The organism is Mesorhizobium sp. WSM4983 (assembly GCF_029625765.1).
Taxonomy (GTDB): Bacteria; Pseudomonadota; Alphaproteobacteria; order Rhizobiales; family Rhizobiaceae; genus Mesorhizobium.
Map to the genome: position 1 here is coordinate 1 of NZ_JARTVM010000017.1, position 23499 is coordinate 23499.

Sequence of the window (23499 nt, forward strand, 5' to 3'; positions counted from 1 at the left end):
CCAGCAAGATGCGCAGGGCCAACTGGAGCAAAGACTTCTTCTATGAACTCTTTACTCATATGCGATAGCCCTGCCCTCGAGGGGGAGATGGCCGCGCAGCGGTCAGAGGGGGGCGTCGCGCGTGGAGCGCCAGCGCCGCTTCTCGTCACGCTGGGCGCCGGTATTACATGCGCAACGACCCCCTCTGTCGCCTTTGGCAACATCTCCCGCTCGAGGGGGGAGATTGCGCCGGCCTTCGTCATCGTTGCCGAAGGCATCGGTGATATGCAGGCGCGCGAAGCGCTGCTCGACGGCGCCATGGGGCCGAAGCGCAGGAAGAAGTCGTCCGAGAAACTGCGGCGTGGCCGCCGGCCGTCGGAAGGCCTGGCCTTTGTCGCGCGCGACCCGTCGGGCGCGCTCGTCGGTACGGTTCGGCTGTGGGACGTGACGCTGGGCGAGGGTGGTCCGGCAGCGCTCCTGCTTGGGCCGCTGGCAGTCGAGCCGGGCCTGAGGAGCGGCGGCATCGGCTCGGCGCTGATGCGGCACGCGATCGCCGAGGCTGCGCGGCTCGGTCACGGCGCGATCCTGCTCGTCGGCGATGCGCCCTATTACGGGCGGTTCGGTTTTTCGGCCGACCGCACCGGCTCGCTCGCCATGCCTGGGCCCTATGAGCGGCACCGCCTGCTGGCGCTCGAGCTGAAGGAGGGCTCGCTCGACGGGGCCGCGGGCACGATCAAGGCAGCCGGCCGCAAGGTCAAGGCGCTGGATTTCGTCGCCTGACTGTCGGAGGCATACCAATGCGGCGGCGCGCGTTCAAAAACGCGGCGCCGCATCGCTCTTCTAAAATAGTTGGCTGCCGGTCAGCCGAGCAACTGGCTGAGCGCCATGGCGACCGTCATGTCGCCCTCGACCTTCAGCTTGCCGGCCATGAAGGCCATGGTCGGGTTGAGGTCGCCGGCGATCAGCGAATCGAGATCGTCGAGCGAGAGCTTGATCGTGCAGTCGGTCGGGGCATCGGCGGTCGAAACGGTCGCGCCGTCGATCACGATGACGCCGTCGCTGCCGGTGTCGAACTTGACCGAATGCTCGAAGCCGGCGCTTGCCACCTGCGACCTGATCTTGTCGGCAATCTCCTGAACGCCCATGGCGGTTCTCCTCGTTTGGTTGCGTTTGACGCGCACCGGCCTTGGCCGCTGGGCGAAGCGCCGCGTCGCGCGGCAGCGCGGCGACAGCCATCGGCGCATATAGCTTCGGGTTGACGTTTACGTCAACGTGGCTGCCATGCGGCATGTCGCATCACCAGACGAGGGTGTGACCCCGCCAGTCGATCGCCGAGAGCGGATCAATGCTCCGGCTGGAACGGCTTGGTCATCGCTTGCGCGGTCTCGCCGGCAGTTTTGCGGCGGCGGATGGCGTTGTCGCGGATTTCGTCCTTGGACAGGAAGTTGACCTGGTCGATCAGCACGTCATGCACCAGCTCGACGCCGACGCGGGCGTTGACGGTATCGCGGATCGCTTTGCGGAAAGCATCGAGATCGATCGTGTCCTTCTTGGTGAAATCGATCTGCGGATTGGAATAGAGGTAGGAATAGACCTGATCGGTGATGATCGCCGGCGCCGGGATCGATAGTTTCTTTATCTGATCCGGCTCCACTGTGTAGACGAGCTTGGTGAGAAAATAGCCGTCGATCTTGGCATCGCGGATGAGCGGCACCGAAATGATGTCGGTCTTGACGTAGTCTAGACCGCCCAGCATCGGCTTCGGCGGCTCACCGACGCCGCGCTCGCCCGCCGCCTGGAAGGAATAAAACACGGCGCCGAGCGTTACGGCGCAGATCCAGAGCGCTGCGGCGAGGAACTTGATCACCGGATCCTACCTTGCTCCGCAGTCATCTCATTCAAGCCCGGGCGTATCCGAATTCGCCTGCCGAGTAGGTGCCGTCGGCATCGGCGCGCTGGATGGCGTTCTTCAACAGCGTGGCGACCTCGTTGACGGCATTGAGATGGGCAAGGATAGCCGCCTCGTTCTTTGCCAGCTTCTGGCGCAGCCGCGCCAGCCCCTCGCGATGCTGCTCGAGGAACTCGATCTCATTGGCGCCCTTCAGCGCGCGGGTCAGTTCGTAGAGATAGCGGCTTTTGCGGGCATTCGAGGCCTTGAGGTCGTAGCTGGTGCCGCTGCGGATACCCGCCGTCTCCTCGTCCACCGCCTCCTCGATCCGGCCGATGATGGCGGCGAGGTTGCCAGGCCGTGCAGCTGCGATCGGTGCTTCCGCGGCGGTGGTTCGTGCAGGCAGGTTGGAAAGGTCCGTTTGGTCGGCCATGTAGGTCCCTAGATCTTGATGTCCGTTTTTATGGTTGTGTCGTCACCGGTCATAGACCGGGCGGCCTTACGCTCGAGCTCGTCGACCAGGGAGGTCGAAAGCCTGGTCTGCTGGTCGATCTCGGCTTTCTCCGGTCCGCCCCCAACGGACCCGACCGGCACCTTGTGTTTGCCGTCCAGATAATGGTCGGCAAGCATCGATCTGGCGATGCCGATCCCGCCATGCGCGGCCATGACATCGGCTACCTTTTCGGCAAGCTGCGATTTCCACATGTCGCCGGCCAGACCCTTGCCGTAAACGCCCTCGGTGTCCTTAGGCATCATGTTCTGGATGAAAGTGGTCAGCACCATCGCCTCGAAGCGCTGGAACTTTTTAGCCGGATTTGCCGCCTCGGCCTTGTCGGCAGCGGCGCGCGAGAGCACCGAGCCCGCCTCGACCGAGGCAGTCTGGTCGATCGAGAAGGTCTCCCCGGCCCCGCCGGCCCGCCTCGCGAGTGCTGCCCGCGCGGCCTCGACGTCGGCCGGCTCCGCCGCACGGGCGACGTCCATCACGATGTCGCTGGGAGGTGAAATCGCCAAGAAAGCACTGCCTTTTGCCGGTTTTTGTCCGTTGCACAATGACGCAACAAGCTTGTGGCAGGCTTGCGGGGATGGCGAGGTGCAGTGCAGCCCGCTCCAAGCGGCGGCGCGCCCGCCGCCAGAGAGTCACCTCATCGATCGATCGTTCGGCCGAACCCCTCCGTAGCTTCGTACAAGCTCAAATCTTATTTTAGCAGGTATTAATATTTTAACGGTGTTGCCCCGCCGCCGACGCAATTCGGGGTTTTGAAAACCACTAATTAACCCCGCCCCCTCATCCTCGAGACCACGCCTTGGAGACGTTGATCGTGAAAAGCGATGTCGTGCTGATCGCATTTCTGCTGTCGGTTGCCAGCCCATTTGCCGCCCAGGCCGGAACGGCGATGCAAACCAAAGGCAAGGCGTTCCCACCGCCGGCCTTCTATTCGTTCTGCAGCCACCAACCCAGCCTCTGCAGCACGGCCGGCGGAACAAAGGTCGTCGCCCTGCGGCCTCAGCTCAGCGCGCAATTGAACGAGATCAACCTTTCGGTCAATTCACGCATTACCGAGGTCAGTGATCGAGCCGTTGTCGGCAAGAACGACGACTGGCGCGTGCCGACCGTGTCCGGCGATTGCGAGGATATCGCGATACTGAAGAAGCTCGAACTGATGAAGCGCGGCTGGCCGGCCTCGGCGCTGCTGTTGACCGTGGCAAGCTATCACGGCGAGGGACACACGGTGCTGACGGTGCGCACCAACGAGGGCGACCTGGTGCTCGACAACCTCACCAGCGCGGTCCGTGATTGGTCCAGCACGCCCTACAACTATTTCGCCCGGCAGGCGCAGGGCAATGGCAGGCGCTGGGAGCGGATCGGGGCGGCCAAGTCGGTCGGCACGACGGCGACCGGCATCTGACAGCCTCGTTCGCCGCGCGCCGGATCCACCGCTCTATCTCCTTGGTTTGACGCAAGTCCGGACGGGAGGCCACGGCGACGTCGCCGAGCCCAACCGTTTCATGCTTTTCCTGATTGCCCTAGTCATGTCCCCGCTTCTGGGCAATGAGGTCCAGCCGCTCGCGGTCTGAGCGTTCGCGCTCGTCGCGGCGGCGAGCGTCCCTATAGGCGCGCTCGACCATGTTGGTCCGCGCGGTCGCGGCGGCGATCAACGTCGCCTCCTCCCGGGCGCTTTCAAGATTCTGTTTTTGTTGGCCGAGCGCGTTCGCAATCCGGCGATGGTAAAGTTCCGGGAACAGGCCGGCCAGCGAGCTGTCAGCGTCGAAATGCCCGATGAGTTCCTTTGCTTCCGATTCGGCCGCCGCGGCCGCGGAGAGGAAGCCGGCATGACGAGTTTCGTGCACCGCCTTCAACTGCTCCTGCACCTTGACCAACTTCTTCAGTCTGTCCTTGCGCGAGGCCATCGCGGCTACCTCGCTAGCGTCAGGTCGACAAAGCCGTCGACGAACAACGACAGCAAGGTGCCGATGGCAAAGTAGAAGATGATCAGCCCGCCGGCGATGACGAAGGGCAGCGAGATGAAATACACCGGGATCTGCGGCGTCAGCTTGTTGACGAAGCCGATCGTCAAATTGACCAGAATGGCGTAGGCGACGAAGGGACTGCCGAGCCGGATGACCAGGAAGAAGGCGTCCGACACCGTGTCGGTGACGTCGACCAGCGCCGCCTGCGGGTTGAAGAATACATTGACCGGAGCAACCGTGTAGGAGGCGACCAGCGCGCGCACGATCTCGTGGTCGAAGTCGAAGACGAAAAGCAGGAGCAGCGCCGAGAACGAGATGATGGCGGAAAGCGCAGCCTGCGGCTCCGGCTCCTCGATCGCCGGGCCGCCTGAGCCGCCATAGCCGATCATCATGGCGATGGCCGAGCCCATGAAGCGCAGCGCTTCCATATACAGCCTGGTCATGGCGCCGATCAGCCCGCCGACCAGAAGCTCGGAAACGATCATCGGCACCAGAACCTGCGGGCGCGGGTCGACATAGGGATAGATGCGGTCCCAGAGGAAGGCGAGTAGGCCGCCGGTGGCGGCGATCGACACAAACAGCCGGACCTGGAGAGGCACGCGGGCGCTCGACAGGCCGGGCATCAGCATGAAACAGGCGCCGATGCGGCAGAAGGCGAGGAAGGCGGCGATGACGACGCCTTGCGAGAGCGCGTTCACGAGATCGTTCCGAGCACCTTGATCTCGACGCCCTTGGCGATCTCGACGTGGCTGAGCACGGGCAGCGTGGTGAACAGCCGCTCGATGATCATGCGCACATAAGGCCGCGCGTCCGGCGCGGTGACCAGCACGAAGCGCTCGCCGGCTTCGAGATGCTTGCGGATCGCCTTGGTGGCGTCCTGGCCGAATTCCTCGAGCTGGCGCGGATCGATGTCGAACTCGCGCACCTCGCCCTTGGCGTCCCGCTTGAGGCTCTGGTGAAAGGCGAGGTCCCATCGGTTGCCGAGGCGCAGCACCTTGAGCATGCCGCCCTCGGAGAGATCGCCGCAGATCTGCTGCGCCATGCGGATGCGGACATGCTCGACGATCTGCTCGGTGCGGCGCACGTGCGGCGCGATCTCGGCGATGGCCTCGATGATCAGGTGCAGGTTGCGGATTGAGACACGCTCGGCAAGCAGAAGCTTCAGCACCGCCTGCAGGCCGGGATAGGAGATGTGCGACGTGCAGATCTCGTCGGCGAGCTTGCGGTATTCGGGGTCCAGCCGCTCGAGGAGCGCCTTCATGTCCTTGTAGGACAGAAGCTGCGGCAGGTTGTTGCGGATCACCTCGGAGAGGTGGGTGAGCAGCACCGACATGTTGTCGGCAAAGGTGTAGTTCTCGCGCTTCAGATCTTCGGCGAAGGTTTCCAGCACCGAATAGGCGCGCATGCCGAAAGCGGGCTCGCGGATTTCCTCACCGGGGATGTCGGGCACGCCGCGGGTGCCAAGCAGCACCATGATTTCGCCGACGCGCATCTGGTATTCGGCAACGACGGTGCCGTGGACCTTGATCTGATAGCTCTTCGGCGGGATGGCGAAGTCGTCGGCGACGCGCACCTCCGGCACCACGAACCCATATTGCTGGGCGAATTTCTTGCGCATCTTCGACATGCGGAACACCAGCTCCTGATGTGCGACCAGCAGCCTGGTCGAGAGCTGCTTGCCGATCAGCAGCTCGATCTCGGCAGTCGCAAGCGAGGCCTTGACCGAATTCTTCTCCTCCTCGACCTTGTCGGCCTTCTCCTTGTTCTTCTGCGCTTCGGCTGCCGCCAGCGCGCGGTTGTGGCGTAGCGGGATGACGTAGCCGAGGCCGGCCATGGCGCCGGCAAGGGCAAAGAACGGGAATAGCGGCAGACCGGGCATAAGGCCGAGGATGACGAGCAGCGAGGCCGCGACATAGAGCGCGCGCGGATGCGCGCCGAGCTGGCCGAACACCGCCTGATTGGCGGAGCCCCGCGTGCCGCCCTTGGAGACGAGCATGCCGGCGGCGAGCGAGACGATGAGGGCCGGGATCTGGGTGACGAGGCCGTCGCCGACCGACAGCTTGATGAAGACGTCGGCCGCCTGGCCGAGGCCCATGCCGTGGCGCAGATAGCCGATGGCGATGCCGCCGACGATGTTGATGGCGGTGATGATGAGGCCGGCGATGGCGTCGCCGCGCACGAATTTCGACGCGCCGTCCATCGAGCCGAAGAAGGAGGATTCTTCTTCCAATTCGCGGCGGCGAAGCTGCGCCGTCTTCTCGTCGATCATTCCGGCGGAAAGGTCGGCGTCGATCGACATCTGCTTGCCGGGGATGGCGTCGAGGGTGAAGCGCGCACCGACTTCGGCGATGCGGGTGGCGCCCTTGGTGATGACGATGAAGTTCACCACGATCAGGATCATGAAGACGATGAGGCCGATGACGAAGTCGCTCGACATCACCAGCTTCGAGAAACCCGAGATGACGTAACCGGCGGCATGCGTACCCTCATTGCCATGCGACAGGATCATGCGCGTGGTGGCGATGTTGAGCGAGAGCCTGAGCATCGTGGCGATGAGCAGCACGGTCGGGAAGGAGGAGAAATCCAGCGGCCGCTGGATCCAGAGCGCCACCATCAGGATCAGCACCGAGAGCGCGATCGAGAAGGCAAGGCCGATGTCGATAAGAAAGGCCGGGATCGGCAGGAACAGCACCGCCAGGATGACGACGATGCCGAGCGCGAAGAAAACGTCGCGGCCGTTCTTGGCCGCCAGGCCGGACGGGATTGTTTCGCTGATCGCCATATCGTCCTCGAATCCAGACTTGCCCAGCGCAAAGGCAGGCTCCCGACCTTAACCGGTCAAGCTTGCGCGAAGGTGGGAGAGGGGCTACGGGATTTGAGCCGGCTGGCGAAAGGAAAGGCGCATGCTCCTCATCATCGGCACGATTCGGCTGCCACCCGACAGGCTCGAGCAGGCAAGGCCGGCGATGGGACGAATGATTTCAGCGAGTCGCGCCGAAGCCGGCTGCCTCGCATATTCCTATGCGCAGGATGTTCTCGATCCCGGCCTGATCCATGTCTCGGAAGCCTGGCGGGATCGTGCGGCGCTCGAGGCGCATTTCAAGTCAGCGCATATAGCCGAATGGCGCGCGAGCTGGGCGGAACTCGGCATTGGGGATCGGAAGCTGGCGCTCTATGAAGCGGGCGAGGGTACTGCGATCTAACCGGCCGTGTCCGCGATCGAGACGGCGACCAGCCAGCGCCGGACGGCGCGCTCTTCGTTGGCCGAAAGTGCGGCGGTCAGCTCGCGTTCAAGCCGCTGCACCCGCTCGCGACATTTCTTCAGCAAGGCACGGCCGCTGTCGCTAAGATCAAGGTGCTGGATGCGCCCGTGCACCGCATGCGGCCTGCGGACCACGGAACCGGCCTTTTCCAGATTGCCGACGATCACGCTCACCGTCTGCGGCGTCAGCACCGTGAGCCGGGCGAGGTCGGCATTGGAGATGCCTGGATAGGCCGACAGCATGGTCAGCGTCGCGAATTGCGGCTGCGTGACGCCGAACTCATCCAGCGCCCGCTCGACCCGCAGCCTGTAGGCGCCGGCGGCCTGGCGCAGCAGGTAGCCGAGATAACCTTCCTCGCCGCGCTTGCCTTTGCCAGGGGCCGGAATTCCGGTTTCTGCTTGCGCATGATGTAAGAGCTCTTATGTGTTGTTCGAACTCTCATATTACGCAAGATGGAATGGAAGACGATGGGCTATCGCATCTTTCTTGCTGGTGGTTCCGGCGCGATCGGCCGCCGCCTGATCCCGCAACTGGTCGCTGCCGGCCATCAGGTAGCTGCGACAACGCGCCGGGCCGAGAAGGCCGAGGAGCTCCGCGCGATCGGGGCCAGCCCGGTGGTGATCGATGTCTTCGATGCCGGCGGCCTGCTTGCGGCGGTCGCCGAGGTGAAGCCGGAGGTCGTGATCCATCAGCTTACCGATATGCCGGCCGGACTGGATCCCAACAAGATGGGCGAGGCCATCATCGGAAACGCGCGCGTCCGCGACGAGGGGACCCGCAATCTGTCGAGGCCGCGACGTCGGCCGGCGCCCGTCGCCTGATCGCGCAGAGCATCGCCTGGGCCTATGCGCCCGGACCCGAGCCGCATGCCGAAACCGATCCGCTCGACAGCGGCGCCGAAGGCGGCCGCGGCATCAGCGTCGGCGGCGTAATCGCGCTCGAACGGCAGGTTCTCGAGGAGCCCATGACGGGCATCGTGCTGCGCTATGGGCATCTCTACGGGCCTGGTACCGGAGCTGAGATTGCGGCCGATCCGGCCGTGCATGTCGATGCCGCTGCTTATGCGGCGCTGCTTGCCGTCGAGCGCGGCGCGCCGGGCGCCTTCAACATCGCCGAGCCGAACGGCCATGTCGCGACCGACAAGGCCGTCAGCGAACTCGGCTGGCGGCCCGACTTCCGTCTGGCTGTGTGAGGCAGACGGAGGAATTGCCGCCAAAGGACAGACCTGGTTCGAGCCGCCGGGCACGGTGCATCGTTCGCGGAGAAGGCGAGCGCAACGGAGCCGGCGGAGCTGCTGGCGACCCTCGTCGCGAGGGACGATTGCGGGCCGCTGACCATCTTCGATCAGTGACATTCTCCCGTTCTCGCAGCGAGGGTAGCCGGCCCAACCGTCGCTAATCGACGCAACGCCAAAATGGCGCCACAAGCGGTCGGCATTGCGGTTGCCACTCCATGCCGTCGGGCGTATCAGGCGCGGCAGCATCCATCCTCCGCATACCGGCGAGCCGCTCCGTTGCCTGCCATAAACGAACCGCAAGTCTACGCCCGCCGGCTTCGGGCGGTGCTGATCAATTCCATTCCCGTGCTCGAGGCGCGCGGCATCGTCATTGTGCTAATGGCGGGGATTGTCGGCATGATCGCGGGCGCCCTGGTCACCGGCATGAGCGCGCTGGTGCAAGCCATGCACTTCCTGCTCTTTGACGTGCAGCCGGGCGGGCGCCTTTCGGCGATGTTTTCGCTGGCCAGTCCGGTGCAGGCGATGTTTCCGGCGATCGGGGGACTGCTGCTCGGCCTTTCGGTGATCTGGCTGAGAAGGCGGAAGTTCAGAACGCCTGTCGACCCGATCGAAGCCAACGCGCTCTACGGTGGGCGCATGTCGCTCACCGATACGTTCATCATTGTCGGCCAGACCATGATCTCCAGCGGCTTCGGCGCCTCGGTCGGTCTGGAAGCCGGTTATACGCAGGTTGGTTCCGGCATCGCCTCGCGGCTGGCGCGCGCCTTCCGGCTGCGCCGCAACGACGTGCGCATCCTGGTCGGCTGCGGCGCCGCCGGCGCGATCGCTGCCGCCTTCGACGCGCCGTTGACGGGTGCCTTCTACGGCTTCGAACTAGTCATCGGAATCTACTCGGTGGCCAATGTGGCGCCGGTCATGACGGCGGCGATCGCCGCCTCGCTGACGGCTGAGATGTTCGGCGGCGTGCCGTTTCCGCTCGAACTTTCCGGCCTGCCGACGCTGACCGCCAGCCAGTATGTGCCGTTCCTGCTGCTGGGACTGCTCGGTGGGGCGGCGTCCATCGCAATCATGCATCTGGTAAGCCTTATCGAGCGCGTCTTTGTGCGGCTGGCGATCGACGCTTCCGTCAGACCTTTCATCGGCGGCATCGTTGTCGGGCTGCTCGGGCTGGTCACGCCGCAGGTGCTGTCCAGCGGACACGGCGCGCTCCACCGCGAGTTCGCCATGAACTACGCGCTTCCCGTGGTGGCCAGCGTCTTCGTGCTGAAGCTTGCTGCCTCGGCGATCTCGCTCGGCTCCGGTTTCCGCGGCGGTCTGTTCTTCGCCTCGCTGTTTCTGGGGGCGCTGCTCGGCAAGGTCTTTGCCGGCGTCATGGTGATGGCCGCGCCCTCAACCGCGCTCGATCCGGCGGTCGCCGCCGTCGTCGGCATGACCTCGCTTGCCGTCGGTGTCGTCGGCGGCCCGCTGACCATGACTTTTCTCGCGCTGGAATCGACGCGGGACCTGGCGCTCACCGGCGTGGTGCTGGCAGCGTCAATCATGTCGGCCATCCTGGTGCGCGAGACCTTCGGCTACTCCTTCTCGACCTGGCGCTTCCATCTGCGCGGCGAGACGATCCGCAGCGCCCACGACGTCGGCTGGATGCGCAGCCTCAATGTCGGGTCGATGATGCGCAAGGACGTCCGCACCATCGATGCTTCGATTACCTTGGCCGAGTTCCGCAAGGAGATCCCGCTCGGCTCGGCGCAGCGCGTCATCGCCGTCGAAGGGGGCCGGCACTATGTCGGCGTGCTGCTCGTGGCCGAACTGCACAGTGACCTCTCAGACGGCGAGACTCCGGTGCAGGCGCTCGCGCAGTTCAAGGATGCGGTGCTGGTGCCGTCGATGAACGTTCAGTCCGCCGCGGAGACCTTTCAGCGCGCCGGTGCTGAAGAGCTAGCGGTCGTTGAGGATTTCGACGACCGCATCGTGCTTGGCCTGCTCACTGAAAGCCATCTGATGCGGCGCTACGCCGAGGAGCTGGACAAGGCGCGGAGGGATCTTTCCGGCGAAGGCTGAGCCCTGATTTAATCGGCGGTCTTGCGGCCCTGCTTGGCGACTTTCCGCAGCATGGATGGGCCCAAGCGAAGAGACTCGGCTCGAGTTTTTCCATCTGTTTTGGCGCCACCCTGCGTTGCGACGAGATAGTTGGTCATCAACCTTGCCTCAACAGGCTCCGACATAAAGAACCCTTGTGCGCCGTGACAGTGTTCGTGGATCAGGAAGTCGAGTTGGGCTTCGTTCTCCACCCCTTCCGCAACAACGGTCAGGCCTAGCGAATTGGCCAGCGCGATGATGCCTCGGACCACGTTCTGTTTCTTCGTGGAGGAAGCCAGATCGCTGAGGAACGAGCGATCGATCTTTAATTGGTTCAAGTCGAAATCGGCAAGGTATCCGAAGCTCGCATAACCTGACCCAAAATCGTCGAGTGCCAGGCTCACTCCGAGGTTTCTAATCTTGCCGATACTCTCCAGGGCATTGCGGCTGTTCTGGATGAATATCCCTTCAGTGATCTCCAACTGCAGACGCGATGGAAGCAACCCCGTTTGCCGCAGCGTCTCGGTGAGATGCGTCAGATAGGCATCGGTCTGGAGGCTTCTTCCGGAGACGTTGACCGAGCAGATGAACTCTTCGGTGGAAATAGGCATCCATCGGGCGGCTTGCTCGCAAGCCTTGCCCAGAACTATCTTGTCGAGTTCCAGTATCAGCTCACTTCGTTCCGCGATCGGAATGAACGATGCCGGCGCACGAACCGCTCCCGAGACCGGGTCGTGCCAGCGGACCAGCGCCTCGGCCCCGATCATGCGGCCGGTCGCCAGCTCGAACTGGGATTGCCAGACCAGGAAGAACTCGTCGCAATTGAGGGCCCGCTTGATGGCCGCTTCTTCACCGAGCTGCATGTCGATCTGACTGAGGATCGCGGGCGAAAACGTCACGAAACCGGACCGCCCTTCGGCCTTTGCCGTGTAGAGAGCGCTATCGGCACTGTGCAGCAACGTGGAAATGTCGGAACCGTGCTGAGGGAAACATGCCATGCCGATGCTGGCGCCAATGCGCACCTGATGGCCCTCCAACTCTGCGAACCTGTTCAGCCGTTCGCGCAGACGTTGCCCCAAATCGTCATGATCATTCCGATCGGCAATAGCCATGATGGCGAATTCGTCTCCGCCCAATCGCACGGCGGCTACGTCGCCGGGCCGCTCGACCGACTGAAGGACCTCGGCAACCGCCTTCAGCAGCAGATCGCCGACGTGATGGCCGAAGGTGTCGTTCACGCTCTTGAAATGGTCGAGATCGATCAGGAGCAGCTGAAGCTGCTTACCGGTCTCCCTCGCCCGGTCCAGCATGGCGTCCCTGTTGGCTGCCATCCAGGCACGATTCTTCAGTCCGGTGGTCGCGTCGCGCCAGGCGAGAAATTCCAGCTTCTTTATCGTTTCCCGGCGCCCGATGAACAGAACCGCCGTCCCGATTGCCAGCAGCGACAGGATCGTCAGAGCAAAGGCTATCTGATAGTTGAACCGATTCAGGCTGACTTCCGACGCATAGAGATCGGCGTTAACGCCCTCGCCGTATTTGTAGTACTCGTCGTTCATCCGGCCGACGATCTGCTCCAGTTCCAGACCCAGTTCCTTCAAGCGCTGCTGATCGAACGGGAGCCCCGCCGCGATCACGGCGTCGAGCCGCGTTACCGCGTCGTTCACGCGCGGCACGATGCCTGCATATGCGGGAATTGCGCTGATCGTTTCGCCGCCGTCGACCCGCTTGAAGCGGATGTAAACCAGGTCGTTTGCAGCGGCCAGATGATCTAGGCTCGCCTGAGAGTTGGGCGCGACCTCAGCAAGCGAGATCATATCCCCCAGGTGGGTCACGTCGCGTATGGCAATATGGAATTCGCGGATGGCGAAGAACCCGAACCGGGGCAGCGAAGACTCGATCTTGCTGATACTGACAAACAGCATGACGATGAGGATCGCGGAACCGACCGCCGCCAGCCCTATGGCACTGCCATAGGTAAGCGGAATGCGCCAGCCTCTCAGTCGAGATCCCACCATGGAGGCCTACCAGCCGGTCAGTTGTCGGACTCGATCGTCTTGATCAGCCAAATCCATCGCGGTTTGCGGATCGGCGTGTCGAAGGCGGGGAAATCCTTGAGAGGATAGACCAAGCGGGTCGGACCTTGTGTTCGTCGGGTGAGCAACTCCCCGTCCTGGCGCGTCGCAAGAAGCAGAGGACCTTCCGTCCAATCCTCGTGCGGAATCACCTGCACGTAATCGTCCGCGGCCCTTAGAGTGACGGAATCCCTATCTGCCAATCCCAGGGACTTAAGCACGTCTCGGAACAGGACGCCTTCAAACGTCAATTGCCCTTGCTCGAAAGGACTTGTGGTGATGACTTTGTAGAGGCCGAGCTTTTCCAACTGCCTCAGTGTGACCGGGATCTGCTTGCCGTCCTTCTGAACGGTGAAAGCTACGGAGTCCGGCGGCTCCGGATAGCTGGCCGGTTCCAACGCCCGTGCAGTCAGAGTGCCGATCGCCAAGACAGCCAGCATCAGCAGGCTGCGCACGAGCATCAACGGTCCTTTTCTTAGCCAGGATGACATATCGCAATCCCTTCCCGCTCAGCAGATCGACAATGGTCCTTGCTGTACGACATCTTGCCGGCCGACATTCGATACTGCCGTTGAATGCTTAATTTTTTGATCGGCTTCCGTTCCCCGCCATGGGACCGTGGAAATGGCATCCGCCCCCTATTGCCAGCTGTACAGTGGTACTGTACAAGGTGTTAAGTGGAGGAAAACGGGATGCGCGAGGCTTCGGAGGACGGCCAGGCTCCGGCGACGAACGGTGCCGGCACGGCTGCAGCTCATGCGCAGCAGGTGCTGGGCGTGCGGCTCAAGGCCCTGCGCCTCGCTCGCCGCCTGTCATTGCGCGACCTCGCGGAAGCGACCGGGACGAGCGCCAGCTTCATCAGCCAGCTTGAACGCGGGCTGACCGGCGCCAGTACTGCCTCGCTCAACCAGATGGCTTCGGCGTTGGGCGTGAGCGTCGCGATGCTGTTCGAGGAAAGCGCGACACAGAACCATGGCGTGCTCCGGCGCAGCGAGCGGCCAAGTCTTCCGCCCAGCAACGGCTGCCGTAAGATGCTGCTTTCCCGCCCGCCGCTGAGCGACATGGAGGTCTATGTCGGCGAGTTCGATATCGGCGGCTCGACCGGCTCCGCGCTTTACACGCATGGCGACGCGCAGGAGATGCTGATCGTCCTTCGCGGTGTCGTCGAGGTCTCTCTTGGCGACGCCCGCCACGTCCTCGAAGAAGGCGACAGCATCGAATACGCGACATCGACACCACATCGCAGCGAGAACATCGGCAGTGGTCGGGCCGAGGTGATGTGGATCATCGCACCGCCGACCTCGGCACGCGCCGAGCTCGATCAATACAAGCCCTGGAAACCGCTCGCGGCCAGGTAGTCCGATTAAACGCGGGCATAATGGGAGAGTCAGAGTTATGTTGAAGTCGAAACTTGCAGGTCTTGGCGCCGTGCTGGCGCTCGGAATGCTGACAACCACCGCCTTCGCACAGGAAAAGCCTGTCGCGGGCGAGGTGAAGGAAGGCTCGCTCAAGGGCAAGACCCTGACCTTCGTCTCCTATGGCGGCATCTATCAGGATGGCCAGGTGGCGGCGCTGAAGGAGTTCGTCGAGAAGTCCGGCGTCAAGCTGCTCAATGACGGGCCGACCGAGATCGCCAAGCTGCAGGCCCAGGTCGAATCCGGCAACGTCACCTGGGACGTGGTCGATACCGGCGATCTGCCGCCTTACGTCCATTGCGGAAAGCTGTTCCAGAAGCTCGATCTCTCGAAGCTCGACGTCTCGAAGATACCCGAAGGACAGGTCGGCGAGTGCTCGGTTCCGGCGATGAACTACGGCGTCGTGCTGATGTACAATAAGGAGAAGTACAAAGATAACCCGCCCAAGAACTGGGCTGACTTCTTCGACACCGAAAAGTTCCCCGGCGTGCGCGCCCTGGACGGATCCGGCGATCCGACCGGTGGCCTGCTCGAACAGGCCTTCAAGGTGGCGGGCGGCGATCCGAAGGCGATGACCGCTGCCGATATCGACAAGGCCCTCGACGTGATTCGCAAGCTCGGCCCGGACACGATCTACTGGAAGACGGGCGCTGAATCGCAGCAGCTCGCGGAGTCCGGTGAAGCCGACATGCTGATGATGTGGACCGGCCGCGCCATGACGGCGGTCAAGAATGGTGCCAAATACGCGCCCGCCTGGCAGGACTGGCTGGTGGTGATGGACCAGATGACGATCCCCGTCGGTGTCAAGGATACGGATGCCGCCTATGCGCTGCTGAATGCCTATCTCGGCAAGCAGGCGCAGGAGATTCTCACGCAGCAGACCTCCTACACGCCGATCAACAACGATGCGAAGCCGAAGGTTGACGAGTCGGTCGCAGCTTTCCTGACCAACACGCCCGAGCGCCAGAAGCAAGGCTACAAGCAGAACATCAAGTTCTGGGTCGAGAACTTCCCGGTCGCGCAGGAGAAGTGGTCCGCGCTGATGGCCGGCAACTGAGCTGACGGAGGCAAGATCCGTGAGCGCGCTCGAACCGACGATCCAGACTGCCGAAAAGCGGGCAGGATGGGCCTGGCGACCGTTCGCGCTCACGCTGCCGGCCATGATCCTGCTCGCCGCGGTGATCGGCTATCCGCTGCTCACCATCGTGCTGCGCAGCCTCTCGGAGCCGGAATGGGGCGTGCAGAACTATGCCTGGTTCTTCGGCGCGCCCGTCAATCTCGCGGTGCTCCAGCGCACCTTCACCATCTCGGCATGGGTCACTCTGGTCTGCGTGGTTTGCGCTTATCCTTATGCTTACCTCATGACCGCGGTCGGTCCGCGCGTGCGGCTCGTCCTGGTGCTTTGCGTACTCATCCCCTTCTGGGTGAGCGGCGTGGTGCGCACACTCTCCTGGGTGATCCTGCTGCAGGATTCCGGCGTCATCAACTCGTTGCTGAGATCAGCCGGCTTCGCGGGCATCCGGCTGATCCGCACCCAGACGGGCGTGGTGATCGGCATGGCGCAGGTGCTTTTGCCCTTCATGATCCTGCCGCTTTATTCGGTGATGAAAGGCATCGACCTCAGGCTGGTGCAGGCGGCGCGAAGCCTTGGCGCCCGGCCGTCCCGCGCTTTCTTCACAGTCTACCTGCCGCTGTCGCTGCCGGGCGTCTATGCCGGCGCGATCATCGTCTTCATCCTGGCGCTGGGCTTCTACATCACGCCGGCACTGCTCGGCGGGCCGCGCTCGACGATGCTGTCGACACTGGTGCAGACCCAGGTGCTCAGCCTGCTGCAATGGGGACGCGGCGGCGCGATGGGCGTGGTGCTGCTGGTCACGACCTTCCTGTTGCTGGCGCTTGCAGCGCCGGTGATGCGGTCGCGGCACCGGGAAGCGGGGCGGCGCTGATGGAAATGAAGCCGCTCACCCGTGTCGTTCTTGGCCTTGTCTGCCTGCTGGTGGCGATCTGGCTGGTGGCGCCGACGCTGGTCGTCGTGCCGATGTCGTTCAACGGCAACAAGTCGCTCTCCTTCCCACCGCAAGGCTTCTCCTGGCAGTGGTACGAGAATTTCGTCACGAATCCAGAATGGTCGACCAGCTTCCTCAATTCCCTGAAGGTCGCCTCGATCGTGGCGGTGCTGGCAACGGTGCTCGGCACGCTGGCCGCCTTCGGCCTCGACCGTATGAAGGCGCGGCCTGCCAATCTGCTGCGGATGCTGATGCTGACGCCGATGGTTGTGCCGGGCGTGGTGCTGGCCATCGGCATCTATGCCGTCTATCTCGATGCGCGACTCGTCGGCACGCTGCCCGGCTTCGTGCTCGCCCACACCATCCTGGCGCTGCCCTTCGTGCTGATCGCCGTGTCGGCCAATCTCGAAGTGTTCGACAGGCGGCTGGAGACGGCTGCGGCGAGCCTCGGCGCCGGCGCGCTCACCACGTTCCGGACGGTGACGCTGCCGCTGATCCTGCCCGGCATCCTGTCGGGCCTGCTGTTCGCCTTCGCGACGTCCTTCGACGAGATCATCGTCTCGCTGTTCATCACCAACCCCTATCTGAAGACGCTGCCGGTGCAGATCTTCTCCTCGATCACGCGCGACGCCGACCCGACCGTCGCTGCCGTCGGTACGATCCTTTTGTGCGCCACGACGATCCTGATCGGCGGCGGCATGCTTCTTCTTGGCCGCGAGCGGAAGGGACGCCTATGAACCCAAGACCGGACAATCGCGGCGCGGCGATCGACCTCGAATTCGTCACCAAGGCCTATGGCGCGTTCAAGGCGCTGGACGGCGTGTCGCTCAGGATCGAGCCCGGCGAGTTCATGACGCTGCTTGGGCCGAGCGGCTCCGGCAAGACGACGACGCTCAATGTGATCGCCGGTTTCACGGATGTGTCGAGCGGCAAGCTGCTGGTCGGAGGACAAAGCGTCGTCGGCGTGCCGGCGCACAAGCGCAACATCGGCGTCGTCTTTCAGCACTACGCATTGTTCCCGCATATGACGGTTGGCCGCAACGTCGCCTATCCGCTGACGCTGCGCGGCGTTGGGCAGGACGATCGGAAGCGGCGCGTGGCCAAGGCGCTCGACATGGTCAAGATGGGCGACTTCGCGCATCGCTATCCGAGCGAATTGTCGGGCGGCCAGCAGCAGCGCGTGGCGCTGGCGCGGGCCATCGTCTTCGACCCGCCGCTGCTCCTCATGGACGAGCCGCTCGGCGCGCTCGACAAGAAGCTGCGCGAATGGCTGCAGCTCGAGATCAAGCGCATCCATCGCGAGCTCGGCACCACCTTCGTCTATGTCACGCACGACCAGGAGGAGGCGCTGGTGCTGTCGGATCGCATCGCCGTATTCAACCGTGGCCGGATCGAGCAGGTGGGCACCGGACGGCAGCTCTATGACGAGCCGGCAACGCTGTTCGTCGGCCGCTTCATCGGCGACTCCACGGTGCTGCGCGGCGAAGCCAGAAGTGACGGCACCGGCACTGCGCTGACCATTGCCGGCGAGACGGTCGCCGCGCCGCGACGGCTTGCCGGAGAAGTCAGCCCGGTGATGCTGCTGCGGCCCGAGAAACTTGCCATTCGCCGGCCGGGGCAAGCCGACGGCAAGAACCGCCTGGCGGGAACGATCGCCGAGGCGATCTATCTTGGCTCGGGATCGAAATACGAAGTGAAGCTCGGCGACGGCTCGACCGCGATCGTGCGGTCGCCGCTGACGGGCGAGAATTTCGCCCTCGGCGAGAACGTGGAACTCTGCTTTGACGGCGCCGACGCCAAGCTTCTGCCCGACGACAGCACGGCAGACACGACGCTCACCTGATCCCTCTCTCCGGTCTCCTGGAAGCCATCCCATGCAAGTCAAGCGCAACGGCGACATCTCGTTCTGGTATGCGGATCTGGGCGCGGTCCCAAGCCCGCGTCCGCCCTTGCCCGGCGACATCGAAGCCGATGTTGCGATCGTCGGCGCCGGCTACACCGGGCTCTGGACCGCCTATTATCTCAAGAAGGCGAAACCCTCGCTTCGCATAGTCTTGCTCGAACGCGAATTCGCCGGCTTCGGTGCCTCGGGGCGCAATGGCGGCTGGCTTTCGGGCGGCTTCGGCTGGTCGCGCGAGAAATACCTCAAGACCTCGACCCGGCAAGCTGTCAGCGCCATGCAGGCAGCGATGGCGGGCTGTGTCGACGAGGTGATCCGGGTGGCGGCGGCCGAAGGCATCGACGCCGACATCCGCCGTGCCGACAATCTGACGGTCGCCACCAATGCCGCACAGCTCCAACGTGTGCGCGAGGCGTGCGAGACGATCCGCTCCTGGGACGCCGACCCCGAGCGCATCGAATTGCTCGACGCTGCAGCCACACGCGCGCGCATCAATATCGCGAATGTCATGGGCAGCTTCGTCATCCACGGCCAGGCGCGGGTGCAGCCGGCCAAGCTGGTGCGCGGGCTGGCGGAAGCGGTCGAGCGGCTCGGCGTGCCGATCTACGAAAAGACGACCGTGACGTCGATCGCCAAGGGCAGGGTGGCCACCGACCGTGGCACGGTGCGGGCGGAAACGATAATTCGCGCGACGGAGGGGTTCACGGCCGGCATTCCCGGGGAAGAGCGGACATGGCTGGCGCTCAACAGCGCGCAGATCGTGACCGAGCCGCTGCCACAAGAACTCTGGCGCGAGATCGGCTGGGACGGGCATGAGCTCCTCGGCAATGCGGCGCACGCCTATTGCTATGCCCAGCGCACGCGCGAGGGCCGTATCACCATGGGCGGACGCGGCGTGCCCTACCGCTATGGCTCGCGCACCGACGTCAACGGTCGGACGCAGCAGGCGACGATCGACCAGCTGCACACGATCCTGACGACGCTGTTGCCGCAGACGGCCGGGTGCCGCATCGACCACGCCTGGTGCGGCGTGCTCGGCGTGCCGCGCGACTGGTGCACGACGGTCGGCCTCGACCCGAGGACGCGCATCGGCTGGGCCGGCGGTTATGTCGGGCTGGGCGTGTCGAGCTCAAACCTTTCGGGGCGCACGCTTGCCGATCTGATCCTCGGCAATGACACGGATCTTACGCGACTGCCCTGGGTCAACCGCAAGGTCAGACCCTGGGAGCCGGAACCGTTCCGCTGGCTCGGCGTCCACTCGATGTACCAGCTCTACCGCATCGCCGACCAACGCGAGGCCGCCGGGCTCAATTACACTTCGAAATTGGCCGCCCTGGCCGACAGCATCACAGGCCACTGAGACGGTTCGGCGTTCGCCGAACCGCTCTAACTCTTTGTTTTCGCGCAATTCCGGACGGAAAACCATTGCACTTTCCTGGAATTGCTTTTGACACTGGAGCCTATCTTGATCGACCTTTCGACCTTCCGCGACCTCGCCACGGCCGATATCGGCGCCTTTTCACCGAAGCCGACCTCGATCGAAGGCGATCAGGTCGAAGCGGTGCGCTCGTTCTTCCAATCGCCGGACGGGACCGTCGATATCGGCATCTGGGAATGCACGCCCGGCCGCTTCACCGCCGACCGCTCGGGTTCATCCGAGATCTGCCACATCATCTCCGGTCGCGTGGAAGTGAGCCGCGCCGACGGCGAGATGCGTGAGCTGGGGCCTGGCGATCTGCTCGTCCTGCCGAAGGGCTGGAAGGGCGAGTGGCTTATTCATGAGACGACGCGCAAGCTCTATATGATCCACAGCGCTGGCTGATCGGAACTAGATATTCCGGGCCAAAAGACGCGGGTTAGTGATCGATCGGCCCCTTGGGCGAGACAAGGGCCGTGCCGGCGGTGGTCGGGCGTTCGATCATGCGGCGCACACGCGGCGGGTTCTCGCCGCTGTGCAGCGCGCGGATGCGCTCGCCGACAACGGCGTCGGCATGGGTGGCACGCCGGTTGTGGCGGATATACTCGACCCAGGTCGGCGTGTGGTAGTGTTCGATCCAGATGCCCGGATTTTCGAGATCGCGGGCGAGCGTCCAGTTGCGGGCGCCGTCGCGGCGGCGGATGCGGCCACGCTCGGCCATGGTTGCGAGGAATTCCGGCACGTCCTCCTCGCGAATGACGTATTCGATCATGATGGCGATCGGGCCGCTGCGCGGCTTCAAATCGAGCGCCAGCATCGGCTCCTTGAACCGGTTGAGCGGATCGAGGTTGAGAGCGGTGTGCTGCGGCAGCGGCAGGATCAGGCCGATGCCGCCACCGACGAGCATGGTGACAGCGGCAACCATCAATGCAGTCTCCGCGCCATGGGCGTCGGCGACGACGCCCCAGATCCAGCTGCCCAGCGCAATGCCGCCGAAGGTTGCTGTCTGGTAGATCGACAGCACGCGCCCGACCACCCAGCGCGGCGTCGACATCTGCACCGTGACGTTGAAATGCGAGAGCGCGATCACCCAGCAGGCACCGCCGATGAGCAGGCCCGCCGACGTCTGCCAGGCATTGTCGCTGACGGCGGCGTTGAAGGCGCAAAGCGCGAAACCGGCGAAGGCGGCGCGCACCATCGTTTCGCTGGAGAGCAATTGTCTGAGCCTCACGCTGATCAGCGCACCGCCGACCGCGCCGATACCGAAGGCGCCAAGCATGATGCCGTAGGTCAGCGCGTCGCCCTTGACGACATCGCGCGCCACCAGGGGCAGCAGCGCCAGCACCGCGCCGGCGCTGAAGCCGAAGGCGAAGCCTCTCGCCAGCACCTTGCCGATGTTCGGCGACATGGCGACATAGCGCAGGCCGGCTCCCATCGCGGCGCCGAGCGATTCCCGCGGCAGGGTCGGCGCGGGCACTTCCGGCTTCCAGCGGAAAAGCACGACGATCAGGCCGATATAGCTGATGGCGTTGGCGGCGAAGGCCGCCGCCGCCCCTGCGGCGGCGACGATGATGCCGCCGATCGCCGGGCCGACGCTGCGCGTGATGTTGAAGCCCATCGAGTTGAGCGCGATCGCCGCCGGCACCTTGGCGCGCGGCACCATGTCGCCAACCGACGCCTGCCATGACGGGCTGTTCAGCGCCGTGCCGCTGTCGATCAGGAAGGTGAAGGCAAGCAGTGTCCACGGCGTCATCCAGCCGAACCAGGTGAATACGGTGAGCAGTGCCGAGACCACCAGCATGAAGCTCTGCGCCACCAGCATGACCTTGCGGCGGTTGAAGCTATCGGCAATGGCGCCGGCAACAAGCGCGAACAGCATGATCGGCAAGGTGGTCGAGGCCTGGACCAGCGCCACCTGGTAGGATGAGGTGGCGATCGTCGTCATCATCCAGGCGGCGCCCACGCCCTGGATCAAGCCGCCGAAATTCGACACAAGGCTCGCCGACCAGACGGCACGGAAGATGCCGTGCCGGAACGGCGCCAACGCCGAGACGCGTTCGCTTTCCGGCTCGTCGTCGATCATGGTCGCTGTCCCGCCTTCATCTTGCTGTCTTGCGCTCGCCCGACGCCATTAACGCGCCGGCGACTCGCCAAAGCATCCCGGTCCAACAACAGGAAGGCAAAGGCGAAAATGCGTCGGCGAAGCTTTAAGCCAAGCATCTTGCCGGTGTGGACCAAACTTTTGCTGGTCCGCGCGGGCGGGATGCCCGCGACCGCAGGTCAGAAGCCGTGCTCGATGCGTTCGAAGATGACGTTGGTGAAGGCCGAGATCTGGCTGCCGATGAACGGGCCGGTCAGCGCCACCACCAGCATGATGGCGACGATCTTGGGCACGAAAGTGAGGGTGATTTCCTGAATCTGGGTCAGCGCCTGGATGAGCGCGATGCCGATGCCGACGGCCATAGCCACGAGCACCACCGGCGCGGAGGCGGTAAGCACCGTCCACACCGCATATTGCACGATATCGAGGGCATCGGCCTCGTTCATGGGCAGACTCTATACAAAACTCTAGGCGGCCGGCTTGATCGATACGCCTGCGCCGACAGGGATCTGGGTGCCGTCCTGCAACACCGCGATCAGGCCGCTGCTGGCGAGCTTCACCGAAGCCACGGTCCCTGTTGTCTTGCCGTCGGCGGCGGTGATCAAACGGCCGATCAGCGCGTCCGCCTGCGACAGCGCCGAGGATTGCATGATCTGGTCGAGCTTGCTGTTGGTCTGCACCGATTGCTCTACCTGCGAGAAAGTCGCGAGCTGGGCGACATATTCCGTCGAGTCCATCGGCTTGGTCGGATCCTGGTTCTTCATCTCGGCGATCAGAAGCTTCAGGAACGACTGGTAGTCGACCGCCGTCTTCGAGGTCTGCTGGCTGGCCTGGGTGGCGCCAACCGGGATCGTCGTTGTCATGTCCACGGCCATCTTTATGCTCCCACAGCCAACGCGCGCGGCGCTTCCGGAATGTCGTCATTGCCGCCAAGCGCTTGGCGCTCGAGCGGATAGAGCGCGCGGATCGCCTTCAGCGCCTCGTAGATATGATCCTCGCCGACCATGCGGTCGATCTGCTTCAGCGCGCTGCAGATTTCCTGGTTTTCGAAGCTTGCGATCAGCATCGGCAGCGAGCGGCGGAACATGTCGCGGGCCTCGGAGGCGCCCGGCGGGTTGATCAGCATGATCTGCACGATGAAATAGAGCTGCCTGAGCGGCGTCGAGGCCTGCTCGGCCTGGATGACGTGGCTTTCGAGCAGGAACTGAACGTCGTTCATCAGCTCGATCGTGACCTTGCGGTCGACCCGGATGACGGCGCCGTTGATGTAGATCTTCTCGTTCGGCTTCAGCGAGATCTTCAGCGTGTTGCTCATTGGATGCCGTCTCGGATGATCTGGGAGACCTCGATCAATCCTTCGAAATTGTTGGTGCGGCCCTGCCGGATGTCTTCCGTTTCGCGAAGCAGCCACAGGCCGATCGAGATCAGATTGGCGCGCAGTTCCTTGGGCAGCGCATTGTCGCTGGAGCCGAGATCCTCGACGAAGGTGGTCCAGATGCGGTTGGTGAAGTGCAGCGCCTCGACCGCCTCCATCGACTCCGGCCCGACGGAAGCAGCCGTGGACAACATGTCGATCGATCGGGTGAGCAATTGCCGCTCCCGGTCCTTGGCGTCGGCGACGGAGTCGGTCTGGATGTCGGCGTAGGAGAATTGATACATCGTCGGAGCTCTGGCGT

At 63.8% G+C, this 23499-nt stretch carries 29 protein-coding genes; 14 read left to right on the forward strand and 15 right to left on the reverse strand.

The window, feature by feature from the left end; genetic code table 11:
* Positions 1-264 precede the first annotated feature (264 nt).
* Positions 265-759 carry a GNAT family N-acetyltransferase gene (locus tag P9254_RS27840; protein ID WP_278054733.1) on the forward strand — a complete coding sequence of 165 codons (495 nt, stop codon included), beginning with the start codon at positions 265-267 and terminating at the stop codon, positions 757-759.
* 80 nt (positions 760-839) lie between these two features.
* Here P9254_RS27840 and P9254_RS27845 read toward each other — a convergent pair whose 3' ends face one another.
* The 4 genes from P9254_RS27845 to P9254_RS27860 form a co-directional block, all read right to left on the reverse strand.
* The gene (locus P9254_RS27845) at positions 840-1124 is read right to left on the reverse strand and encodes an SCP2 sterol-binding domain-containing protein (RefSeq protein WP_067327050.1); all 285 of its coding nucleotides are present in this window, start codon (positions 1122-1124) and stop codon (positions 840-842) included.
* Positions 1125-1321: 197 nt separating this feature from the next.
* Positions 1322-1846 (reverse strand): hypothetical protein, encoded by a 525-nt coding sequence (locus P9254_RS27850; RefSeq protein ID WP_067325989.1) that lies wholly within the window; start codon positions 1844-1846, stop codon positions 1322-1324.
* Between the two features lie 31 nt (positions 1847-1877).
* Complete coding sequence (locus P9254_RS27855) at positions 1878-2300, reverse strand: hypothetical protein (protein ID WP_067325992.1); 423 nt, start codon at positions 2298-2300, stop codon at positions 1878-1880.
* 8 nt (positions 2301-2308) lie between these two features.
* A complete protein-coding gene (locus P9254_RS27860; RefSeq protein ID WP_245460687.1) occupies positions 2309-2878 on the reverse strand; it encodes a rod-binding protein in 570 nt (189 codons plus the stop codon).
* Positions 2879-3180: 302 nt separating this feature from the next.
* On the opposite strand from P9254_RS27860, the gene P9254_RS27865 reads away from it, so the two are divergent.
* Positions 3181-3774 carry a transglutaminase-like cysteine peptidase gene (locus tag P9254_RS27865; protein ID WP_405023099.1) on the forward strand — a complete coding sequence of 198 codons (594 nt, stop codon included), beginning with the start codon at positions 3181-3183 and terminating at the stop codon, positions 3772-3774.
* A 118-nt stretch (positions 3775-3892) separates the two neighbouring features.
* Here P9254_RS27865 and P9254_RS27870 read toward each other — a convergent pair whose 3' ends face one another.
* From P9254_RS27870 to flhA, 3 genes are read right to left on the reverse strand one after another with little or no spacing between them, the layout of a single operon-like run.
* Positions 3893-4276, reverse strand: coding sequence for a hypothetical protein (locus P9254_RS27870; RefSeq protein WP_067325997.1), 384 nt, complete (start codon positions 4274-4276; stop codon positions 3893-3895).
* 5 nt (positions 4277-4281) lie between these two features.
* Entirely contained in the window at positions 4282-5034 is a 753-nt protein-coding gene (gene fliR, locus P9254_RS27875; RefSeq protein ID WP_278054702.1) for a flagellar biosynthetic protein FliR, read from the reverse strand.
* A complete protein-coding gene (gene flhA / locus P9254_RS27880; protein WP_067326003.1) occupies positions 5031-7118 on the reverse strand; it encodes a flagellar biosynthesis protein FlhA in 2088 nt (695 codons plus the stop codon). The genes fliR and flhA overlap by 4 nt, the downstream gene beginning before the upstream one ends.
* A 121-nt stretch (positions 7119-7239) precedes the next feature.
* On the opposite strand from flhA, the gene P9254_RS27885 reads away from it, so the two are divergent.
* Positions 7240-7539: a putative quinol monooxygenase gene (locus P9254_RS27885; protein ID WP_067002458.1), complete on the forward strand. Its 300-nt coding sequence runs from the start codon at positions 7240-7242 to the stop codon at positions 7537-7539.
* Here the strand turns inward: P9254_RS27885 and P9254_RS27890 are convergent.
* A complete protein-coding gene (locus tag P9254_RS27890) occupies positions 7536-7841 on the reverse strand; it encodes a MarR family winged helix-turn-helix transcriptional regulator (RefSeq protein WP_442920346.1) in 306 nt (101 codons plus the stop codon). The two genes, P9254_RS27885 and P9254_RS27890, sit on opposite strands and share 4 nt — an antisense overlap.
* Before the next feature lie 15 nt (positions 7842-7856).
* On the opposite strand from P9254_RS27890, the gene P9254_RS29175 reads away from it, so the two are divergent.
* The 4 genes from P9254_RS29175 (at position 7857) to P9254_RS27905 (ending at position 10894) form a co-directional block, all read left to right on the forward strand.
* Positions 7857-8012, forward strand: coding sequence for a hypothetical protein (locus P9254_RS29175; protein ID WP_442920347.1), 156 nt, complete (start codon positions 7857-7859; stop codon positions 8010-8012).
* A 54-nt stretch (positions 8013-8066) separates the two neighbouring features.
* Positions 8067-8420, forward strand: coding sequence for an SDR family oxidoreductase (locus tag P9254_RS27895; RefSeq protein WP_278054699.1), 354 nt, complete (start codon positions 8067-8069; stop codon positions 8418-8420).
* 143 nt (positions 8421-8563) lie between these two features.
* Positions 8564-8791 (forward strand): hypothetical protein, encoded by a 228-nt coding sequence (locus P9254_RS27900; RefSeq protein ID WP_278054698.1) that lies wholly within the window; start codon positions 8564-8566, stop codon positions 8789-8791.
* A gap of 423 nt (positions 8792-9214) precedes the next feature.
* Positions 9215-10894 carry a chloride channel protein gene (locus P9254_RS27905; RefSeq protein WP_442920348.1) on the forward strand — a complete coding sequence of 560 codons (1680 nt, stop codon included), beginning with the start codon at positions 9215-9217 and terminating at the stop codon, positions 10892-10894.
* An 8-nt stretch (positions 10895-10902) separates the two neighbouring features.
* On the opposite strand, the gene P9254_RS27910 is transcribed toward P9254_RS27905, so the two are convergent.
* Both P9254_RS27910 and P9254_RS27915 read right to left on the reverse strand, forming a co-directional pair.
* Positions 10903-12927, reverse strand: coding sequence for a putative bifunctional diguanylate cyclase/phosphodiesterase (locus P9254_RS27910; protein ID WP_278054696.1), 2025 nt, complete (start codon positions 12925-12927; stop codon positions 10903-10905).
* Positions 12928-12944: 17 nt separating this feature from the next.
* A complete protein-coding gene (locus P9254_RS27915) occupies positions 12945-13445 on the reverse strand; it encodes a molybdopterin-dependent oxidoreductase (protein WP_067326015.1) in 501 nt (166 codons plus the stop codon).
* 231 nt (positions 13446-13676) lie between these two features.
* Here P9254_RS27915 and P9254_RS27920 point away from each other — a divergent pair, with 231 nt between their 5' ends.
* The 7 genes from P9254_RS27920 to P9254_RS27950 all read left to right on the forward strand — a co-directional run bounded on the left by P9254_RS27920 (position 13677) and on the right by P9254_RS27950 (position 20127).
* Complete coding sequence (locus tag P9254_RS27920) at positions 13677-14342, forward strand: helix-turn-helix domain-containing protein (protein WP_067327057.1); 666 nt, start codon at positions 13677-13679, stop codon at positions 14340-14342.
* 37 nt (positions 14343-14379) lie between these two features.
* Positions 14380-15456 carry an extracellular solute-binding protein gene (locus tag P9254_RS27925; RefSeq protein ID WP_095781142.1) on the forward strand — a complete coding sequence of 359 codons (1077 nt, stop codon included), beginning with the start codon at positions 14380-14382 and terminating at the stop codon, positions 15454-15456.
* Positions 15457-15475: 19 nt separating this feature from the next.
* Positions 15476-16345, forward strand: coding sequence for an ABC transporter permease (locus P9254_RS27930; protein WP_095800452.1), 870 nt, complete (start codon positions 15476-15478; stop codon positions 16343-16345).
* Positions 16345-17142, forward strand: a complete 798-nt coding sequence (locus P9254_RS27935; protein WP_095800451.1) for an ABC transporter permease — start codon at positions 16345-16347, stop codon at positions 17140-17142. Before P9254_RS27930 ends, P9254_RS27935 begins: the two co-directional genes overlap by 1 nt.
* On the forward strand, positions 17139-18248 hold the full coding sequence (locus P9254_RS27940; protein ID WP_095800450.1) for an ABC transporter ATP-binding protein: 1110 nt from the start codon (positions 17139-17141) through the stop codon (positions 18246-18248). The genes P9254_RS27935 and P9254_RS27940 overlap by 4 nt, the downstream gene beginning before the upstream one ends.
* 31 nt (positions 18249-18279) lie before the next feature.
* Positions 18280-19665, forward strand: a complete 1386-nt coding sequence (locus P9254_RS27945) for an NAD(P)/FAD-dependent oxidoreductase (RefSeq protein WP_095800449.1) — start codon at positions 18280-18282, stop codon at positions 19663-19665.
* Between the two features lie 105 nt (positions 19666-19770).
* Positions 19771-20127, forward strand: coding sequence for a cupin domain-containing protein (locus P9254_RS27950; RefSeq protein ID WP_067326033.1), 357 nt, complete (start codon positions 19771-19773; stop codon positions 20125-20127).
* Between the two features lie 34 nt (positions 20128-20161).
* Here P9254_RS27950 and P9254_RS27955 read toward each other — a convergent pair whose 3' ends face one another.
* From P9254_RS27955 to flaF, 5 genes are all read right to left on the reverse strand, one after another.
* Positions 20162-21805 carry an MFS transporter gene (locus P9254_RS27955; protein ID WP_278054692.1) on the reverse strand — a complete coding sequence of 548 codons (1644 nt, stop codon included), beginning with the start codon at positions 21803-21805 and terminating at the stop codon, positions 20162-20164.
* A 197-nt stretch (positions 21806-22002) separates the two neighbouring features.
* Positions 22003-22269, reverse strand: coding sequence for a flagellar biosynthesis protein FliQ (fliQ, locus tag P9254_RS27960; RefSeq protein ID WP_027165133.1), 267 nt, complete (start codon positions 22267-22269; stop codon positions 22003-22005).
* A 21-nt stretch (positions 22270-22290) separates the two neighbouring features.
* The gene (gene flgD, locus P9254_RS27965; RefSeq protein WP_278054691.1) at positions 22291-22698 is read right to left on the reverse strand and encodes a flagellar hook assembly protein FlgD; all 408 of its coding nucleotides are present in this window, start codon (positions 22696-22698) and stop codon (positions 22291-22293) included.
* A 2-nt stretch (positions 22699-22700) separates the two neighbouring features.
* Complete coding sequence (gene flbT, locus P9254_RS27970) at positions 22701-23138, reverse strand: flagellar biosynthesis repressor FlbT (RefSeq protein ID WP_278054690.1); 438 nt, start codon at positions 23136-23138, stop codon at positions 22701-22703.
* Positions 23135-23482, reverse strand: a complete 348-nt coding sequence (gene flaF, locus P9254_RS27975) for a flagellar biosynthesis regulator FlaF (protein ID WP_127246061.1) — start codon at positions 23480-23482, stop codon at positions 23135-23137. Before flaF ends, flbT begins: the two co-directional genes overlap by 4 nt.
* Between the last annotated feature and the right edge of the window lie 17 nt (positions 23483-23499).